Annotated in this window: 14 protein-coding genes; 11 read left to right on the top strand and 3 right to left on the bottom strand. The window is 71.0% G+C overall.

The features are described 5' to 3' along the window. A partial coding sequence (locus ACRDSK_RS04090; protein ID WP_431438524.1) for a thiamine pyrophosphate-dependent enzyme occupies positions 1–924 on the top strand: 924 nt, incomplete at its 5' end. Between the two features lie 376 nt (positions 925–1,300). Here ACRDSK_RS04090 and ACRDSK_RS04085 read toward each other — a convergent pair. Continuing rightward, positions 1,301–3,685, bottom strand: coding sequence for an immune inhibitor A domain-containing protein (locus ACRDSK_RS04085; protein ID WP_431438523.1), 2,385 nt, complete (start codon positions 3,683–3,685; stop codon positions 1,301–1,303). 203 nt (positions 3,686–3,888) lie between these two features. Here ACRDSK_RS04085 and ACRDSK_RS04080 point away from each other — a divergent pair, with 203 nt between their 5' ends. From ACRDSK_RS04080 to ACRDSK_RS04040, 9 genes are all read left to right on the top strand, one after another. Next, a complete protein-coding gene (locus tag ACRDSK_RS04080; protein WP_431438522.1) occupies positions 3,889–4,338 on the top strand; it encodes a DUF3592 domain-containing protein in 450 nt (149 codons plus the stop codon). Between the two features lie 103 nt (positions 4,339–4,441). Beyond that, positions 4,442–5,215, top strand: coding sequence for an NPP1 family protein (locus ACRDSK_RS04075; protein WP_431438521.1), 774 nt, complete (start codon positions 4,442–4,444; stop codon positions 5,213–5,215). A gap of 100 nt (positions 5,216–5,315) precedes the next feature. Beyond that, entirely contained in the window at positions 5,316–6,251 is a 936-nt protein-coding gene (gene paaA / locus ACRDSK_RS04070; protein WP_431438520.1) for a 1,2-phenylacetyl-CoA epoxidase subunit PaaA, read from the top strand. Next, positions 6,248–6,541, top strand: coding sequence for a 1,2-phenylacetyl-CoA epoxidase subunit PaaB (gene paaB, locus ACRDSK_RS04065; protein WP_431438519.1), 294 nt, complete (start codon positions 6,248–6,250; stop codon positions 6,539–6,541). The genes paaA and paaB overlap by 4 nt, the downstream gene beginning before the upstream one ends. A gap of 70 nt (positions 6,542–6,611) precedes the next feature. Next, positions 6,612–7,505: a 1,2-phenylacetyl-CoA epoxidase subunit PaaC gene (gene paaC, locus ACRDSK_RS04060; protein WP_431438518.1), complete on the top strand. Its 894-nt coding sequence runs from the start codon at positions 6,612–6,614 to the stop codon at positions 7,503–7,505. Positions 7,506–7,576: 71 nt separating this feature from the next. After that, a complete protein-coding gene (gene paaD / locus ACRDSK_RS04055) occupies positions 7,577–8,062 on the top strand; it encodes a 1,2-phenylacetyl-CoA epoxidase subunit PaaD (RefSeq protein WP_431438517.1) in 486 nt (161 codons plus the stop codon). A 1-nt stretch (position 8,063) separates the two neighbouring features. Beyond that, the gene (gene paaE / locus ACRDSK_RS04050) at positions 8,064–9,128 is read left to right on the top strand and encodes a 1,2-phenylacetyl-CoA epoxidase subunit PaaE (RefSeq protein ID WP_431438516.1); all 1,065 of its coding nucleotides are present in this window, start codon (positions 8,064–8,066) and stop codon (positions 9,126–9,128) included. Between the two features lie 373 nt (positions 9,129–9,501). Then, on the top strand, positions 9,502–10,623 hold the full coding sequence (locus ACRDSK_RS04045; protein ID WP_431438515.1) for a glycosyltransferase family 4 protein: 1,122 nt from the start codon (positions 9,502–9,504) through the stop codon (positions 10,621–10,623). 15 nt (positions 10,624–10,638) lie between these two features. Beyond that, on the top strand, positions 10,639–11,346 hold the full coding sequence (locus ACRDSK_RS04040; protein WP_431438514.1) for a demethylmenaquinone methyltransferase: 708 nt from the start codon (positions 10,639–10,641) through the stop codon (positions 11,344–11,346). Here the strand turns inward: ACRDSK_RS04040 and ACRDSK_RS04035 are convergent. Next, positions 11,315–11,857, bottom strand: a complete 543-nt coding sequence (locus ACRDSK_RS04035) for a hypothetical protein (RefSeq protein WP_431438513.1) — start codon at positions 11,855–11,857, stop codon at positions 11,315–11,317. The genes ACRDSK_RS04040 and ACRDSK_RS04035 overlap by 32 nt on opposite strands. Before the next feature lie 155 nt (positions 11,858–12,012). On the opposite strand from ACRDSK_RS04035, the gene ACRDSK_RS04030 reads away from it, so the two are divergent. Next, positions 12,013–13,299 (top strand): geranylgeranyl reductase family protein, encoded by a 1,287-nt coding sequence (locus tag ACRDSK_RS04030; protein WP_431438512.1) that lies wholly within the window; start codon positions 12,013–12,015, stop codon positions 13,297–13,299. 27 nt (positions 13,300–13,326) lie between these two features. On the opposite strand, the gene ACRDSK_RS04025 is transcribed toward ACRDSK_RS04030, so the two are convergent. Then, a complete protein-coding gene (locus ACRDSK_RS04025; protein ID WP_431438511.1) occupies positions 13,327–13,701 on the bottom strand; it encodes an iron chaperone in 375 nt (124 codons plus the stop codon). Positions 13,702–13,717: the final 16 nt, after the last annotated feature.

The following is a 13,717-nucleotide window of genomic DNA, read 5'->3' as shown; positions in this document are numbered from 1 at the left end:
ATGTCGGGCGGCGCGGCGGTGCTGCGGTGCGGCGCGTTGCTGCTGTCGGCGGGCGAGCTGCCGCCGGCGCTGCGCCCGGACGCGGTCGTGGTGGTCGGGCGGCCCACGTTGTCGCGCGGGGTGCGCGGCCTGATGGGCCGGGTGCCGGTGTACGGGATCGGCGACCATCCACAGTGGACCGACCCGCAGTACGTGGCGACTCATGTGCGCGGCTGGCTGGATCTCGACGACATGTCGCAGGTGGACGGTCTGGACCAGGACTGGCTGCCGGCCTGGCGAGGCGCGGCCGCGAGTGCGGCGACGGCCGTGGACAAGATGCTGGGCGAGGAGCCGTGGCCGACGGGCCTTCAGCTGGCGGCGGACGTGGTCGAGGCGCTGCCCGCCGGCGCGACGCTGTTCCTGGGCTCGTCGAACCCGGTCCGCGACGTCGACCTCGTCGCCGACCCGCGGTCGGACCTGCGGGTCTACGCCAACCGGGGCGTGTCGGGCATCGACGGCAACGTGTCGACGGCGGCCGGCGTCGCGCTGGGGCAGGACGGTCCGGCGTACGCGCTGATCGGCGACCTGACCCTGCTGCACGACCTCAACGGCCTGCTGGTCGGCCCGCGGGAGCGGCGGCCGGACCTGACCGTGGTGGTGCACAACGACGACGGCGGCGGGATCTTCACGCTGCTGGAGCAGGGCGCGGCGGAGTACCAGCGCGGGTTCGAGCGAGTGTTCGGCACCCCGCACGGCGCCGACCTGGCGGCTCTCTGCGCCGGCTACCACGTGCCCCACACGGCGGTGACCGACCGGGCGGAACTGCCCAAGGCCCTCACCCCGGCGAGGGGCCTGCGGGTCGTGGAGGTCCGCTCGAACCGCGCCCTGCTCCGAGACCTGCACGCCCGCCTCCGAGCCACGGTGGCCGACGCCGCCCTCCGCTGACGCGCGAACTCTCGATCTCGCCCGGCCACGGCTACCTCAAGGACCCGAGGAGCCCGCCGCCCGGCCGGCCCGACGCCTCCGCCCAGACGCCCAGCTCGCAAAGCCGCGCCCGAGCCTCGCCATGCGTGCCGCGCCCCCGAGGCCTACGCCCGGCCGTGATGTGGCCCCGAACCCTCGCTCGAATCCGCCATTCGAAGCGACCCTCTGGATGGCAGCCCCCACCCTCTCCGGGGGCACCCCTCAACGCCAAGTCTATCTGTCTACACCGACGAAACCCGTCGTCGCGGCGTTCCTGTGGACAACTCGGTCGACTGTGGACAAACGACACCGGGCCTCCCACGTAGACGTGAGAGGCCCGGTGTTCAGGGATGTGTAACTACTTCTTGCCGATCCGGATCTTCATCGAGGTGCCCTGCTCCGACTGCACCCGAATCGTCGTACCGGTGGCCGGGAGCTTGACGCCCGCGGTGGGCTGCTCCTCGTACCAGTACTTCTTCGTGTCGTCGAACAGCGGGACCGCGTTCTGGCCGCGGACAAGGCTCGGCTTCCCGTTGACGTGCAACGTGAACGTCGCCGACTTGTGCAGCGAGAACGGCGCGTCGTAGCCCGAGATCCGCTCGCGCCACGCCTGGCCCTCCAGGTTGTAGATCGGCGCGGCGTGCGCGTCGACCGGGAGGATCAGGCCCTCGCCCGGGTGCTCACTCGTGTTGTTGTCGGGCTGGGAGGTGTCCCAGTACCAGACGCCGAGACCGGTCTCGTACGGGAAGTGCTCGACCCAGTCCGGCTTGTCCGGGAACCCGAAGTTGTACGGGCCGGTCTTCATGTACTGGTCGTAGGACTCGTACGTCCGGTTCGACGCGAGGTAGTACTGGTCGAACGGCAGGGTCTCCGTCTGCTGCGCGGTCCGGAAACCGTCCAGCGTCCAGGCACCCTCGCCCTCCTCGGCGCCGTCGGTGAACAGCGGCTGGCCGTCGGCCACGACCGAGATCTCGTCGGCGAAGAAACCCGGAGGCGCCACGCCACCGTCGGTCTTGTACCGGAACCGCAGCTGCACGGTCTGGCCCGCGAACTGGTCGAGCGGGACGTTCATGTCCAGCCACTGGTTCTCGGACGTACCCGTGACCGCCGGGTCGTTGTTGGCGTCCTTGCCGAACGGGTTGCCGCCGACGGTGCCGTCCAGCGACGTCCACGTCGCACCGCCGTCCGCCGACGCCTGCGCGTACAGGTAGTCGAAGTCGGCCTCGATGTCGTAGCGCGCCTTCAGTGTCAACGCCGCCGACGTCTTGCCGGTCAGGTCGACCTCGCGGGTCATGGTGTTGTCGAGGTCGTCACCGCTGGTGGACCACCACTGGTTCGCCCCGGCGAACGGTGCGCCGTAGTCGAACGTGACGTCCTTGTCCGGCAGCACGACCACGACGCCCTGCGGCTTGGCCGAGTTGTACTCGTGCGGGCCGAGGTTCAGCGTCTTGGTCTGGCCGGCGACCACGGTCTCGTAGTCGAACCAGCCGAGCTGCAGCTTCGACCACGGGTCCATGTCGTTGACCCGGGAGCCGAGCGTCTCGCCCGGGCCGGAGACCCGCTGCTGGGCCATCAGCGACCACCAGTTGACGTGGTTCTGCCCGCCACCGGAGGTGTCGTACAGGTCCGGCAGACCGAGGTCGTGGCCGTACTCGTGCGCGAACACGCCGATGCCGCCGTTCTCCGGCTGCATCGTGTAGTCGCCGACCCAGAGGCCGGTCGTGCCGACCTGCGAGCCGCCCTGGAGGTTGCCCTCGGGACCGGTCGTGGTGCCCTGGAACACGAAGCTGCGGTGGCTCCACGCGGCGTCCTCGCCGTAGACCGGGTCGCCGTCGGCCTCGTCGCCGCCTGCGTGCACGATCTGGAAGTGGTCGAGGTAGCCGTCGGCCTCGTCGAAGTTGCCGTCACCGTCGAAGTCGGTGCGGTCCCAGACGTCGTACTGCGCGAGCTCCGCCTTGACCTCCTCCGGCGTCTTGCCGGCCGCGATCTGGCTGTCGTACCAGGCGGTCACGCCGTCCTGGACCATGTTGTACGAGTTGCTGCAGACGTTGCTGCCGCAGGGGAAGCCACCCGACCGGCCGTAGCGGGCCTGGTTGTACTTGACCTTCACCCAGTCGCTGACCGTGCCGTCGACGGAGTACCGGCCGGAGGACTGCTTCTCGTAGTAGTTCTTGACCGAGTCGACGTCCGGGTCGTTCGAGAAGTACAGGTCCTGGAAGTGCTGGCGGCTGTAGTCCTCCTGCCAGATGGTCGAGTTGTCCTTCGACCGGTCCGGCTCGGGGATCTCGTTGTGCAGCGGACCGTCGAAGCGGGCCGGCCCCGGCGTGTCAGGGTCGGTGTCCTGGTCCGGGTAGTCCGGGTGCCGCTCGTTGCCGAACTCGACGAGGACCACGAAGATCTTGTCGGTCTTCTCGCGACCCAGCTCGACGTACTGGTCGACCTGACCGGCCTTCTTGGACTTCGCCGTGGCCTTGGCGGCCGGCTTCTTGCCCATCTTCACGACGGTGCTGGAGCCGCGCTTGACCGCCTCGCGCTTGCCGGACAGCACGTCGGAGAGCGCCTCCTGGCGCATCGCGCGGCGCTTCTCCTCGGCGGGGCTGGGCAGGTCGTCGACGCCGTGCGTCTCGTGGGCCGTGCTCGTTGGGTTGGCCGGGGGCGCTGCCTGCGCTCCCGACACCAATGCGGTCAGCCCGGCCGCCACCATGGCGACACTCGTCAGGCCGACGAGAATTCTCCGTTGCAACAGGTCCTCCAGGGATCCCTCAAAACGCGCGGGTCATCCGGCCGGGTGACCTCAACGCGATGCGGGATCTTACGTAAAGTGAATTACCAGCGGACCCGACGAAGGGACTAATCCTTTCGGGTTACTTTCTCACCATTCGGCCGAGTGGCCGCAACGGTCACTCCGCACGGCCGCACGCCGGCCGCGGCAGCTAGGCTCGCGGCGTGGTGGTGCAGCACGAGAACCTCGCGCCGGCGCAGCGGCGCAGGCGTCTCCGGCGCGTCGTCTCGCGCGTGTTGCTGGCCCTCGGCGGCGTGGTCACCTTCCTGTGCGTGGTGTTCGTGGTCGCCGCGTGGACCGAGGACATCGCGATCGACCGGAACACCGGCTACGCCAACGCCGAGGTCGTGTCGGACTCCGTGACGCGCACGCTGGTCCGCTTCTACACCCCGGACGGCGCCGAGTACGTCCCGCAGACCGGCGTGCTGTACCCGGCCGGGCTCAACGCGGGCGACGTCGTCGAGGTCGAGTACCGACAGGACGATCCCGAGCTGGTGCGGGTGGCCGGCCGTGGCGCGGTCGTGACGCTGCTGCCGGTCGGGCTGACGCTGCTCGCCGTTTGGGCCGTGCTCGTGCCGTCCGTTTGGGCGCTGCGCCGGGTTCGGGCGGCTTAGCACAATTTCTTGATCTTTGTTGGTTGCTGGATTCCCATGCATCTGTGATGTCGGTCATTTACCCTCGAAACGTCGTGGCGCTGTCGATCGAGGGACTGATTCGATGAGCAGGACGCGGATGGGCAAGCTGTCGTTCGGCGTGAGCGCGACGGTCGCCGCGCTCACGATGGTCGTCGCCATCCCGTTCGTGGCCTGGGCCGAACCGCCGGCCGCGCTGCCCGCGAGCGCCACGGACGCGGACGCCAGGTTCCAGCCGGCGTTCGACTACGACGAGGACGGGTGCTACTCGACGCCCGCGATCGGGCCGGACGGGACGGTCGCCCCCGGCCTGAAGAACTCCGGCGCGCTGAACGGCAACTGCCACGACGAGTCCGACCTGGACAACACCAACTCCTACGCGCGCTCGAAGTGCAACAACGGCTGGTGCGCCCACCTCTACGACCTGTACTTCGAGAAGGACCAGGCCGTGCCCGGGGTCGACTGCTGCGGGCACCGGCACGACATCGAGCACGTCGTCGTGTGGGTGAACCAGGACCAGGTCGAGTTCGTCTCGACGTCCGCGCACGGCGACTACTCGACGAAGCCCGCCTCCGCCGTCGCCTTCGAGGGCGGGACGCACGCGAAGATCGTCTACCACAAGGATGGCGGCGGCACGCACGCGTTCCGGCTGGCCAGTGGCGGCGAGGCGCCGGAGAACCACAAGAAGGCCTGGCAGTACCCGGCCCTGGTGAGTTTCGACAACTTCCCCCAGGGCATCCGGGACAAGCTCGTCGGCGCGGACTTCGGCTCGGCCAGCCTGGCCATCAAGGACGGTGCCTTCGCGAGCAACCTCGAGGAGGCCAAGCCGGAGGGCATCCCGTTCGATCCGCGTGGATGACCTCCGCTTCGCCGGATGCCCCGTCCTCCGCGTCGGACGGGGCATCCGGTCTTTTGTGACACCTATCTGATTCTGGTGCCCAGAGGTGTAACATCGGGCCGTGGACCTGGAGCAGGAGTTCGAACGCATCGTCGGGGCCGAGCAGCGGATCGAGCCGCGGGACTGGATGCCCGACGGCTACCGCAAGACGCTCATCCGGCAGATCGCGCAGCACGCGCACTCCGAGATCATCGGCATGCAGCCGGAGGCGAACTGGATCAGCCGCGCGCCGTCGTTGCGCCGCAAGGCGATCCTGCTCGCCAAGGTGCAGGACGAGGCGGGCCACGGGCTCTACCTGTACGCCGCGACCGAGACGCTCGGCGCGGACCGCGAGGACCTGACGACCAAGCTCGTCGAGGGCCGGCAGAAGTACTCGTCGATCTTCAACTACCCGACGCTGAACTTCGCCGACGTCGGTGTCGTCGGCTGGCTCGTCGACGGCGCGGCGATCTGCAACCAGGTCCCGCTCTGCCGAACGTCCTACGGCCCCTACGCCCGGGCGATGATCCGCATCTGCAAGGAGGAGTCCTTCCATCAGCGCCAGGGCTACGAGCTGCTGATGACCATGATGCGCGGCACCGAGGCGCAGCGACGCATGGTCCAGGACTCCGTGGACCGCTGGTGGTGGCCGTCGCTGATGATGTTCGGGCCGTCGGACGAGGCGTCGTCGAACACCGAGCAGTCGATGGCCTGGCGGATCAAGCGGCACACCAACGACCAGCTGCGGCAGAAGTTCGTCGACATGTCGGTGCCGCAGGCCGAGGCGCTCGGCGTCACGCTGCCGGACCCGGCGCTGGCGTGGAACGCCGAGCGCGAGCACTACGACTTCGGCGAGATCGACTGGGACGAGTTCTGGCAGGTCGTCGGCGGCAACGGCCCGTCGAGCAAGCAGCGGGTCGCGCACCGGCGCAAGGCGCACGAGGACGGCGCCTGGGTCCGCGAGGCCGCCGCGGCCTACGCGGATAAGCAGGCCGCCGTTCGGGAGGACGTGGCATGAGCGGGCCCCGGTCGGCCTGGCCGCTCTACGAGGTCTTCGTCCGCGGCAAGCGGGGGCTGAACCACGTGCACGTCGGGTCGCTGCACGCGCCGGACGACGAGATGGCGCTGCGCAACGCACGCGATCTCTACACCCGGCGCAACGAGGGCGTGAGCATCTGGGTGGTGCGTGCGGACGCGATCACCGCGTCCTCGCCGGACGAGAAGGACCCGTTCTTCGCGCCGAGCGGGGACAAGGTCTACCGGCACCCGACGTTCTACTCCATTCCGGAAGACGTGCCGCACCTATGAGCGAGCTTGCGAGCGAGTCAAAGACACAGGGCGACCGCGAGCGGCGGCACCGAGCCTGCGAGGGGCCGTCGTGAGCTTTGATAACGCCTACGAGGCGATCACCGAGGACAACGACGAGCGGCACTGGGCCTTCGGCACCGGTTTCGACGACCCGCTCGCCGACGTGGACCGTGCCTTGCCGTCCCATGTGGACACCGCGGACCTGGTCACGTACTGCCTGATGCTCGGCGACGACGCGCTAGTCCTGTCCCAGCGGCTCACCGAGTGGTGCTCGCGCGCGCCGGAGCTCGAGGAGGACGTGGCGCTCGCGAACATCGCGCTCGACCTGCTCGGCCAGGCCCGGCTGCTGCTGTCGCGCGCCGGCGAGGTCGAGGACGCCGGCCGGGACGAGGACGCGCTCGCCTACCTGCGCGCCGAGCACGAGTTCCGCAACGTGCGACTGGTGGAGCTCGACTGCGGACCCGGCCCCGGCGGCGACTTCGCGACGACCATCGCGCGGCTGCTGGTGTTCTCGAGCTGGCGGCTGGCGATCTTCGAGCAGCTGGCGTCGTCGGTGGACCCGGTGCTCGCCGCGATCGCCGCGAAGGGCGTCAAGGAGCTGGCCTACCACCGCGACCACGCCGCGCAGTGGACGCTGCGGCTCGTCGGCGGCACCGAGTACTCGCGGGAGCGGATGACCGCGGGCCTGACGAAGGTGTGGCCGCTGGTGCCCGAGCTGTTCGCCACGCACGAGATCGAGGAGCGGCTGCCCGGCGTCGCGGTCGACCCGGCTACCGTGCGGTCCGAAGTGGACAGCGTGCTCGACCGCGTGCTCACCGCCGCCGGCCTGGAGCGGCCGGATGTCGCGGCGATGGCCGCGGTGGCGGGCCGGACCGGGCGGGACGGCGTGCACACCGAGGCGCTGGGCTACCTGCTCGCCGAGATGCAGCACCTGGCCCGCTCGCTGCCGGGAGCGGTGTGGTGAGCGAGCTTGCGAGCGAACAAGATGTCACAGGGCGACCGCGAGCGGCATCACCGAGCCTGCGAGGGGATGTCGTGAGCGCGCGTTCCGTTGCCGAGTCGGTCCTGGACCCCGAGCTGCCGGTGTTGACGCTCGCGGACCTCGGGGTGCTGCGGTCGGTCTCCGAGCACGACGGCCGGGTGGTCGTGGAGATCACGCCGACCTACACCGGCTGCCCGGCGCTGGAGGAGATGCGCGCGGACCTGCGCCGGCGGCTGGGCGCCGCGGGGTACGGCGAGGTCGAGGTGCGCACGGTGCTGAGCCCGGCGTGGACGACCGACTGGATCAGCGAGGCCGGCCGGCGCAAGCTCGCCGAGCACGGGATCGCGCCGCCGTCGCGCGTCGGACCGCGGTCGGGCCCGGTCCCGCTGAACCTGACGCCGCCGGTGTCGCGGGTGTGTTGTCCGCGGTGCGGCTCGGCGGACACGACCGAGCTGTCGCGGTTCTCGGCGACCGCGTGCAAGGCGTTGCGCCGCTGCGAGTCCTGCCGGGAGCCGTTCGAGCACGTCAAGGAGTTCTGAGGTGGTCGCGACCTTCCACCCGCTGCCCGTCGCCCGGGTCGACCGGCTGTGCGAGGACGCGGTCGCCGTGACGTTCGCGGTGCCGCACGAGCTGCGCAAGGAGTTCGCCTTCAGGCCGGGCCAGTACCTGACGCTGCGCCAGGACCTGGAGGGGGTGGAGGAGCGGCGGTCGTACTCGATCTGTGCGCCGCCGTCGGCGCCGCCGCGGATCGGGGTACGCCGGGTGGCGGACGGCCTGTTCTCGACGCGGCTCGTGGACCGGCTGCGACCCGGCGACGTGCTCGACGTGCTGCCGCCGCTGGGCCGGTTCACGCCGGACCTGACCCGGCGCGGCCGGCATCACGTGTTCGTCGCCGCCGGTTCCGGGATCACGCCGGTACTGTCGATCATGTCGGCGGTCCTGGAGTCCGATGTGGATGGTCGGGCGACGCTGCTGTACGGCAATCGGCGCACGGACACGGTGATGTTCGGCGACGAGCTCGCCGACCTCAAGGACCGCTACGCCGCGCGGCTGCAGCTGGTGCACGTGCTGTCGCGCGAGCCGCGCGACGTCGAGCTGTTCTCCGGCCGCCTCGACGCCGCCAAGCTGGGGGCCCTGTTGGACACGATCGTCCCGACGTCCGATGTGGACCAATGGTGGCTGTGCGGTCCGTTCGGCATGCTCACCGACGCCGACTCCGTCCTGTCCGCCCGTGGCGTGCCGCGCGAGCGGGTGCACCGCGAGCTGTTCTACGTGGACGAGCCGCCGCCCCCGCTGGACCGGGCCGACGAGTCCGCCGTGGACGGTCCGGCCGCGTCGGTGACGCTCCATCTCGACGGCCGCGAGACGAGCCTCGTGCTGCCCGCGGACACCCCGATCCTGGACGCCGCGCAGCGGGTGCGGGCGGACCTGCCGTTCGCGTGCAAGGGCGGTGTGTGCGGCACCTGCCGGGCGAAGGTGACCTCGGGGAAGGTCGAGATGCGCCGCAACTACGCACTGGAACAGCGGGAGCTGGAGGAGGGCTTCGTGCTCACGTGCCAGGCCCTACCCAGGTCAGAAGTAGTAACCATCGACTACGACGCCTGACCTGGCCGCCGCGACCTCGCTACCGAGAACCGCCCAACTGTCCACAACCGCCCGACTTGTCCACAAGTCGATCAAGCACCCCGAGAACGTCGGTGCCCCTCGGTAGAATTGGAACCGGGGCCGCCCCCCGGAGAGGGTGGGGGCCGCCATCCAGAGGGGGCGTTGTCGATCTTGCCCGAGGGGCCGAGTCGGGCGGGCTTGTCGGCGGGTTCGATCAGGTGCGGAGGGCGGGTCCACGTAGCCGGGCTCGGGACAGCGGTTCGGGTGACGAAAGTGCTGGTCGCGGCCACCGGCATGCAGACTTTCGGCAACGTTCGCTCTCGCGTCACGTGTGCGTTCTCCCCGCGAGAGAGCGGGTTGCGACCGTGTGGCCGTGCGAGTCGCCATCGTCACTGAGAGCTTCCTGCCACAGGTCAACGGCGTGACGAACTCGGTTCTCCGCGTCGTCGAGCACCTCCACGCGCGCGGGCACCAGGCGCTCGTCGTCGCGCCTGGCACGGCCGGGCCGGACAGATACCTGCACGCCGAGGTCCGCCGCGTCCGGGCGGTCGACCTGCCGGTGATCAGCTCGCTGCCGATCGGCGTCCCTTCGCCGAAGGTGTTCAACGCGCTCGCCGAGTTCGAGGCCGACGTCGTGCACCTCGCCTCCCCGTTCGTCCTCGGCGCGGCCGGGCTGCGCGCCGCCCGCCGACTCGGCGTGCCGACCGTCGCCGTCTACCAGACCGACGTCGCCGGGTTCGCCGCGTCCTACGGCCTCAAGCACGGCGCCCGCGCGGCCTGGCGATGGATCCGCCGGCTGCACGGCCTCGCCGACCGCACGCTCGCCCCCTCGCGGGCCTCGGCGGCCGCACTGACCGAGCACGGCGTGCCGCGGGTGTACCGGTGGGCCCGGGGCGTGGACACCGAGCTGTTCGCCCCGTGGCACGCCGACCCGGGCCTGCGCGCGGAGCTCGCGCCGGGCGGTGAGCTGCTCGTCGGCTACGTCGGCCGGCTCTCCCCGGAGAAGCAGGTGCACCGGCTCGCGGCCCTGCACGGCCTGCCGGGCGTCAAGACGGTGGTCGTCGGCGACGGGCCCGACGAGCCGGCGCTGCGCAAGCTGCTGCCGGACGCGGCGTTCCTCGGCTTCCGCACCGGCAAGGAGCTCGCCGCCGCCTACGCGAGCCTCGACGTCTTCGTGCACACCGGTCCACATGAGACGTTCTGCCAGGCCGTCCAGGAGGCGCTCGCCTGTGGCGTGCCGGCGATCGCGCCCAACGCGGGCGGGCCGCGCGACCTCGTCGAGCACGGACGGACCGGGTTCCTCGTGGAGCCCTACGACGACGCCAGGTTCGCCGCCGGCCTCGTGTCCGGTGTGGAGTTCCTGCGCCAGGACGCGCCGCGCGAGCGGTTCGGCCTCGCCGCCCGGGACTCGGTGCTGGACCGGACCTGGCCGGCCGTCTGCGACGAGTTGCTTGGCCACTACGCACAGGTCAGTAGGGCGCTGCTCGCCGCGTAGTCGGTAGGGTTGGGCATGCCTCGCGCCGGCCTGGACAAGAACCCCCGCGACGTGGCCGAGATGTTCGACGGGGTGGCCAAGGGCTACGACCGCACCAACTCGGTGATGACGCTGGGCTTCGACCGGCGGTGGCGCTGGCTGACCCGCCGGGTCCTGGAGGCGACGCCGGGCGAGCGGATCCTCGACCTCGCCGCCGGCACCGCGGTCTCCACCGTCGAGTACGCCCGCTCCGGCGCCTGGTGCGTCGCCGCCGACTTCTCGCTCGGCATGCTGAAGACCGGCGCGCAGCGCGACGTGCCGAAGGTCGCCGCGGACGCGTTCCACCTGCCGTTCGCCGACGACTCCTTCGACGCGGTCACGGTCTCCTTCGGGCTGCGCAACATGGACGACACGGTCGCCGCGCTGGGCGAGATGTGCCGCGTCGTCCGCCCCGGCGGGCGGCTCGTCGTCTGCGAGGTCGCCCAACCGCCGCTGGCGCCGCTTCGCTGGCTGCACCACAACGTCGTGCTGCGGCTGCTGCCGCGGGTCACCAAGCCGTTCTCGTCGAACAAGGAGGCCTACGCCTACCTCGCCGAGTCCATGCGCGACTGGCACGACCAGGCCACGCTCGCCCGGCTGATCGCGGAGGCCGGCTGGGACGAGGTCGAATGGCTGAACCTGACCTTCGGCGTGGTCGCCCTGCACCGGGCGGTCAAGCCGAAGGCAGCGCCTGCCAGCGAGTGACCCGCCGGATCACGACGACCACCAGCGCCCCCGCCGCGCACTGGAGCGCCGCCGACGCCGTGTCCGCCAACGCCAGCACCCGCAGGTCCGCCAGGGGCACCCCGCCGCGCGCCAGGTACAGCAGCACCACCGCGAGTGCGCAGCTGGTGAACCACACGCCGAGCACCCAGGTCCAGCGGCGCGACCGCCTGGCGCCCAGCAGCCGGGCGTTGCCGCGGATGCGGGACAGCCACACGAGCAGCGTCAGCGCGGCGGCGGTCATCGCGAGCACGTACACCGTGGCGACCGTCCGTCCGGTCGCCTCCGCGCTGGTGAGGTCGGCGACCCAGATCCCGGGCACACCCGCGGTGTAGTCGGCGCCGACGGCGAGCCGGTGCCACGCGGACCACGCGTTCAGGCCACCGACCAGGCACGTCCCGCCGACGAGCAGGGAGGAGGCCGCGGTCGGGCCGAGCAGTGGCGCCGGGCGGGACAGGACCGATGCGGGCAGGGTCGGTTCCGGACTCGTCATGTCGGCCCCCAGGCATTGCGTCACTTGTGGTGATGCCTAGATCGTCGCGATTCGCGGGCTGTCCGTTTCGTCACGCCGGAGTCGGGGAGTCCGGCCCGTAGAATGGCGGGAGTTCGTGAACGCTTTCACAAGCCGTTCCCTGGAGGAGCCGCCGGATGAGCCGACGCAAGGCAACCGAGGACGCCGAGGTCATCGTGGTCGGCGCCGGACCAGCCGGGGCGACCGCGGCCACCTACCTCGCGCGGGCCGGGCTCGACGTGCTGCTGCTGGAGAAGAGCTCGTTCCCGCGGGAGAAGGTCTGCGGTGACGGCCTCACCCCGCGCGGCGTGAAGCAGCTGATCGACCTCGGCATCGACACCCGCGCGGAGGCCGGTTGGCTGCAGAACAAGGGCCTGCGGGTGGTCGGCGGCGGCGTCACGCTGGAGCTGGACTGGCCGGACCTGGCGACGTTCCCGCCCTACGGCGTGGTGCGCACCCGGATGGACTTCGACGAGATGCTGGCGCGCACCGCGCAGCGGGCCGGCGCGCGGCTGCTCGAGCGGACCACGGTGACCGGTGCCGTCGTCGACGAGCGGACCGGCCGGGTCGAGGGCGTGGCCGCGAAGGTCGGGCCCGAGCGGGCGCCGGTCACCTACCGCGCGCCGGTCGTGCTGGCCTGCGACGGCGTCTCGGCGCGGCTGGCCCTGTCGGTCGGGCTGGACAAGATCGAGAGCCGGCCGATGGGCGTCGCGGTGCGGCGGTACTACGCCTCGCCGCGGTCGAAGGACGACTACCTCGAGTCGCACCTCGAGCTGTGGGACCGGTCCGACCCCGCGGACCCGCGGCTGCTGCCGGGCTACGGCTGGATCTTCGGCATGGGCGACGGCACGGTGAACGTCGGGCTGGGGATTCTGTCCACGTCGAAGGCCTTCGGGAAGACGGACTACCGCGCGCTGCTGCGATCCTGGTTGGACGGCACGCCCGAGGAGTGGGGCTTCCGCGAGCACAACGCCACCGGCAAGATCGGTGGCGCCGCGCTGCCGATGGGGTTCAACCGCACGCCGCACTACGCGCGCGGCCTGCTGCTGGTCGGCGACGCGGGCGGCATGGTGAACCCGTTCAACGGTGAGGGCATCGGCTACGCGATGGAGTCCGCGCGGCTCGCGGCCGAGTGCGTGGTGCAGGCGCTGGCCCGGCCGGAGGGGCCGTCGCGGGAGCGGGCGCTCGCCGGCTACCCGGTGGCGCTGAAGGAGGCGCTCGGCTCGTACTACCGGCTGGGCAACATCTTCAGCCGGCTGATCGGCAACCCGGTGGTGATGCGCACGGCGACGAAGTACGGCCTGCCGCGCACGACGCTGATGAAGCTGGTGCTCAAGCTCCTGGCCGGGCTGTACGACCCCAAGGACGGCGACGCCTTCGACCGCATGATCACCGCGGCCACCCGGATGGCCCCGAGCGTCTGAACCCGCCAGGCCCACCCGCGTGATCAGCTACAGCGGGCCGCAGATCGTGCCCGGCTCGGCCGCCGTCGCCCGGAGCAGGTCGCGCACCAGCTCGTAGTCGATCCGCTCCGGCTTGCGGAAGCGCAGGCAGCCCTTGCCCATGTCGTGGCCGGCCAGCCGCTCCTCGAACGCCCGCCGGACGTCGGTGCGCAGCACGTAGAAGCTGATGTACTGCTTCTGGCTCGCGAACGCGACCGCACCCTCGCCGGCCCGTTCGTAGGCCGGCATGCCGTACGCCATCTTCTCCGTGTAGCCGGGCAGCTCGGCCCGGCACAGGTCACGCAGCCGCGTCAGCGCCTCCCGGCGCTCGTCGGGCAACTCGGCCAGGTATCCGTCGACGTCCGCGGCCTTGCTCTGCACCATGCCGGCGAGCGTATGC

It is taken from the genome of Actinophytocola sp. (assembly GCF_050699915.1).
Classification (GTDB): Bacteria; Actinomycetota; Actinomycetes; order Mycobacteriales; family Pseudonocardiaceae; genus Actinophytocola.
The sequence above is the reverse complement of the archived record's forward strand: the minus strand, read 5'-3'. Positions and strand labels throughout refer to the sequence as shown.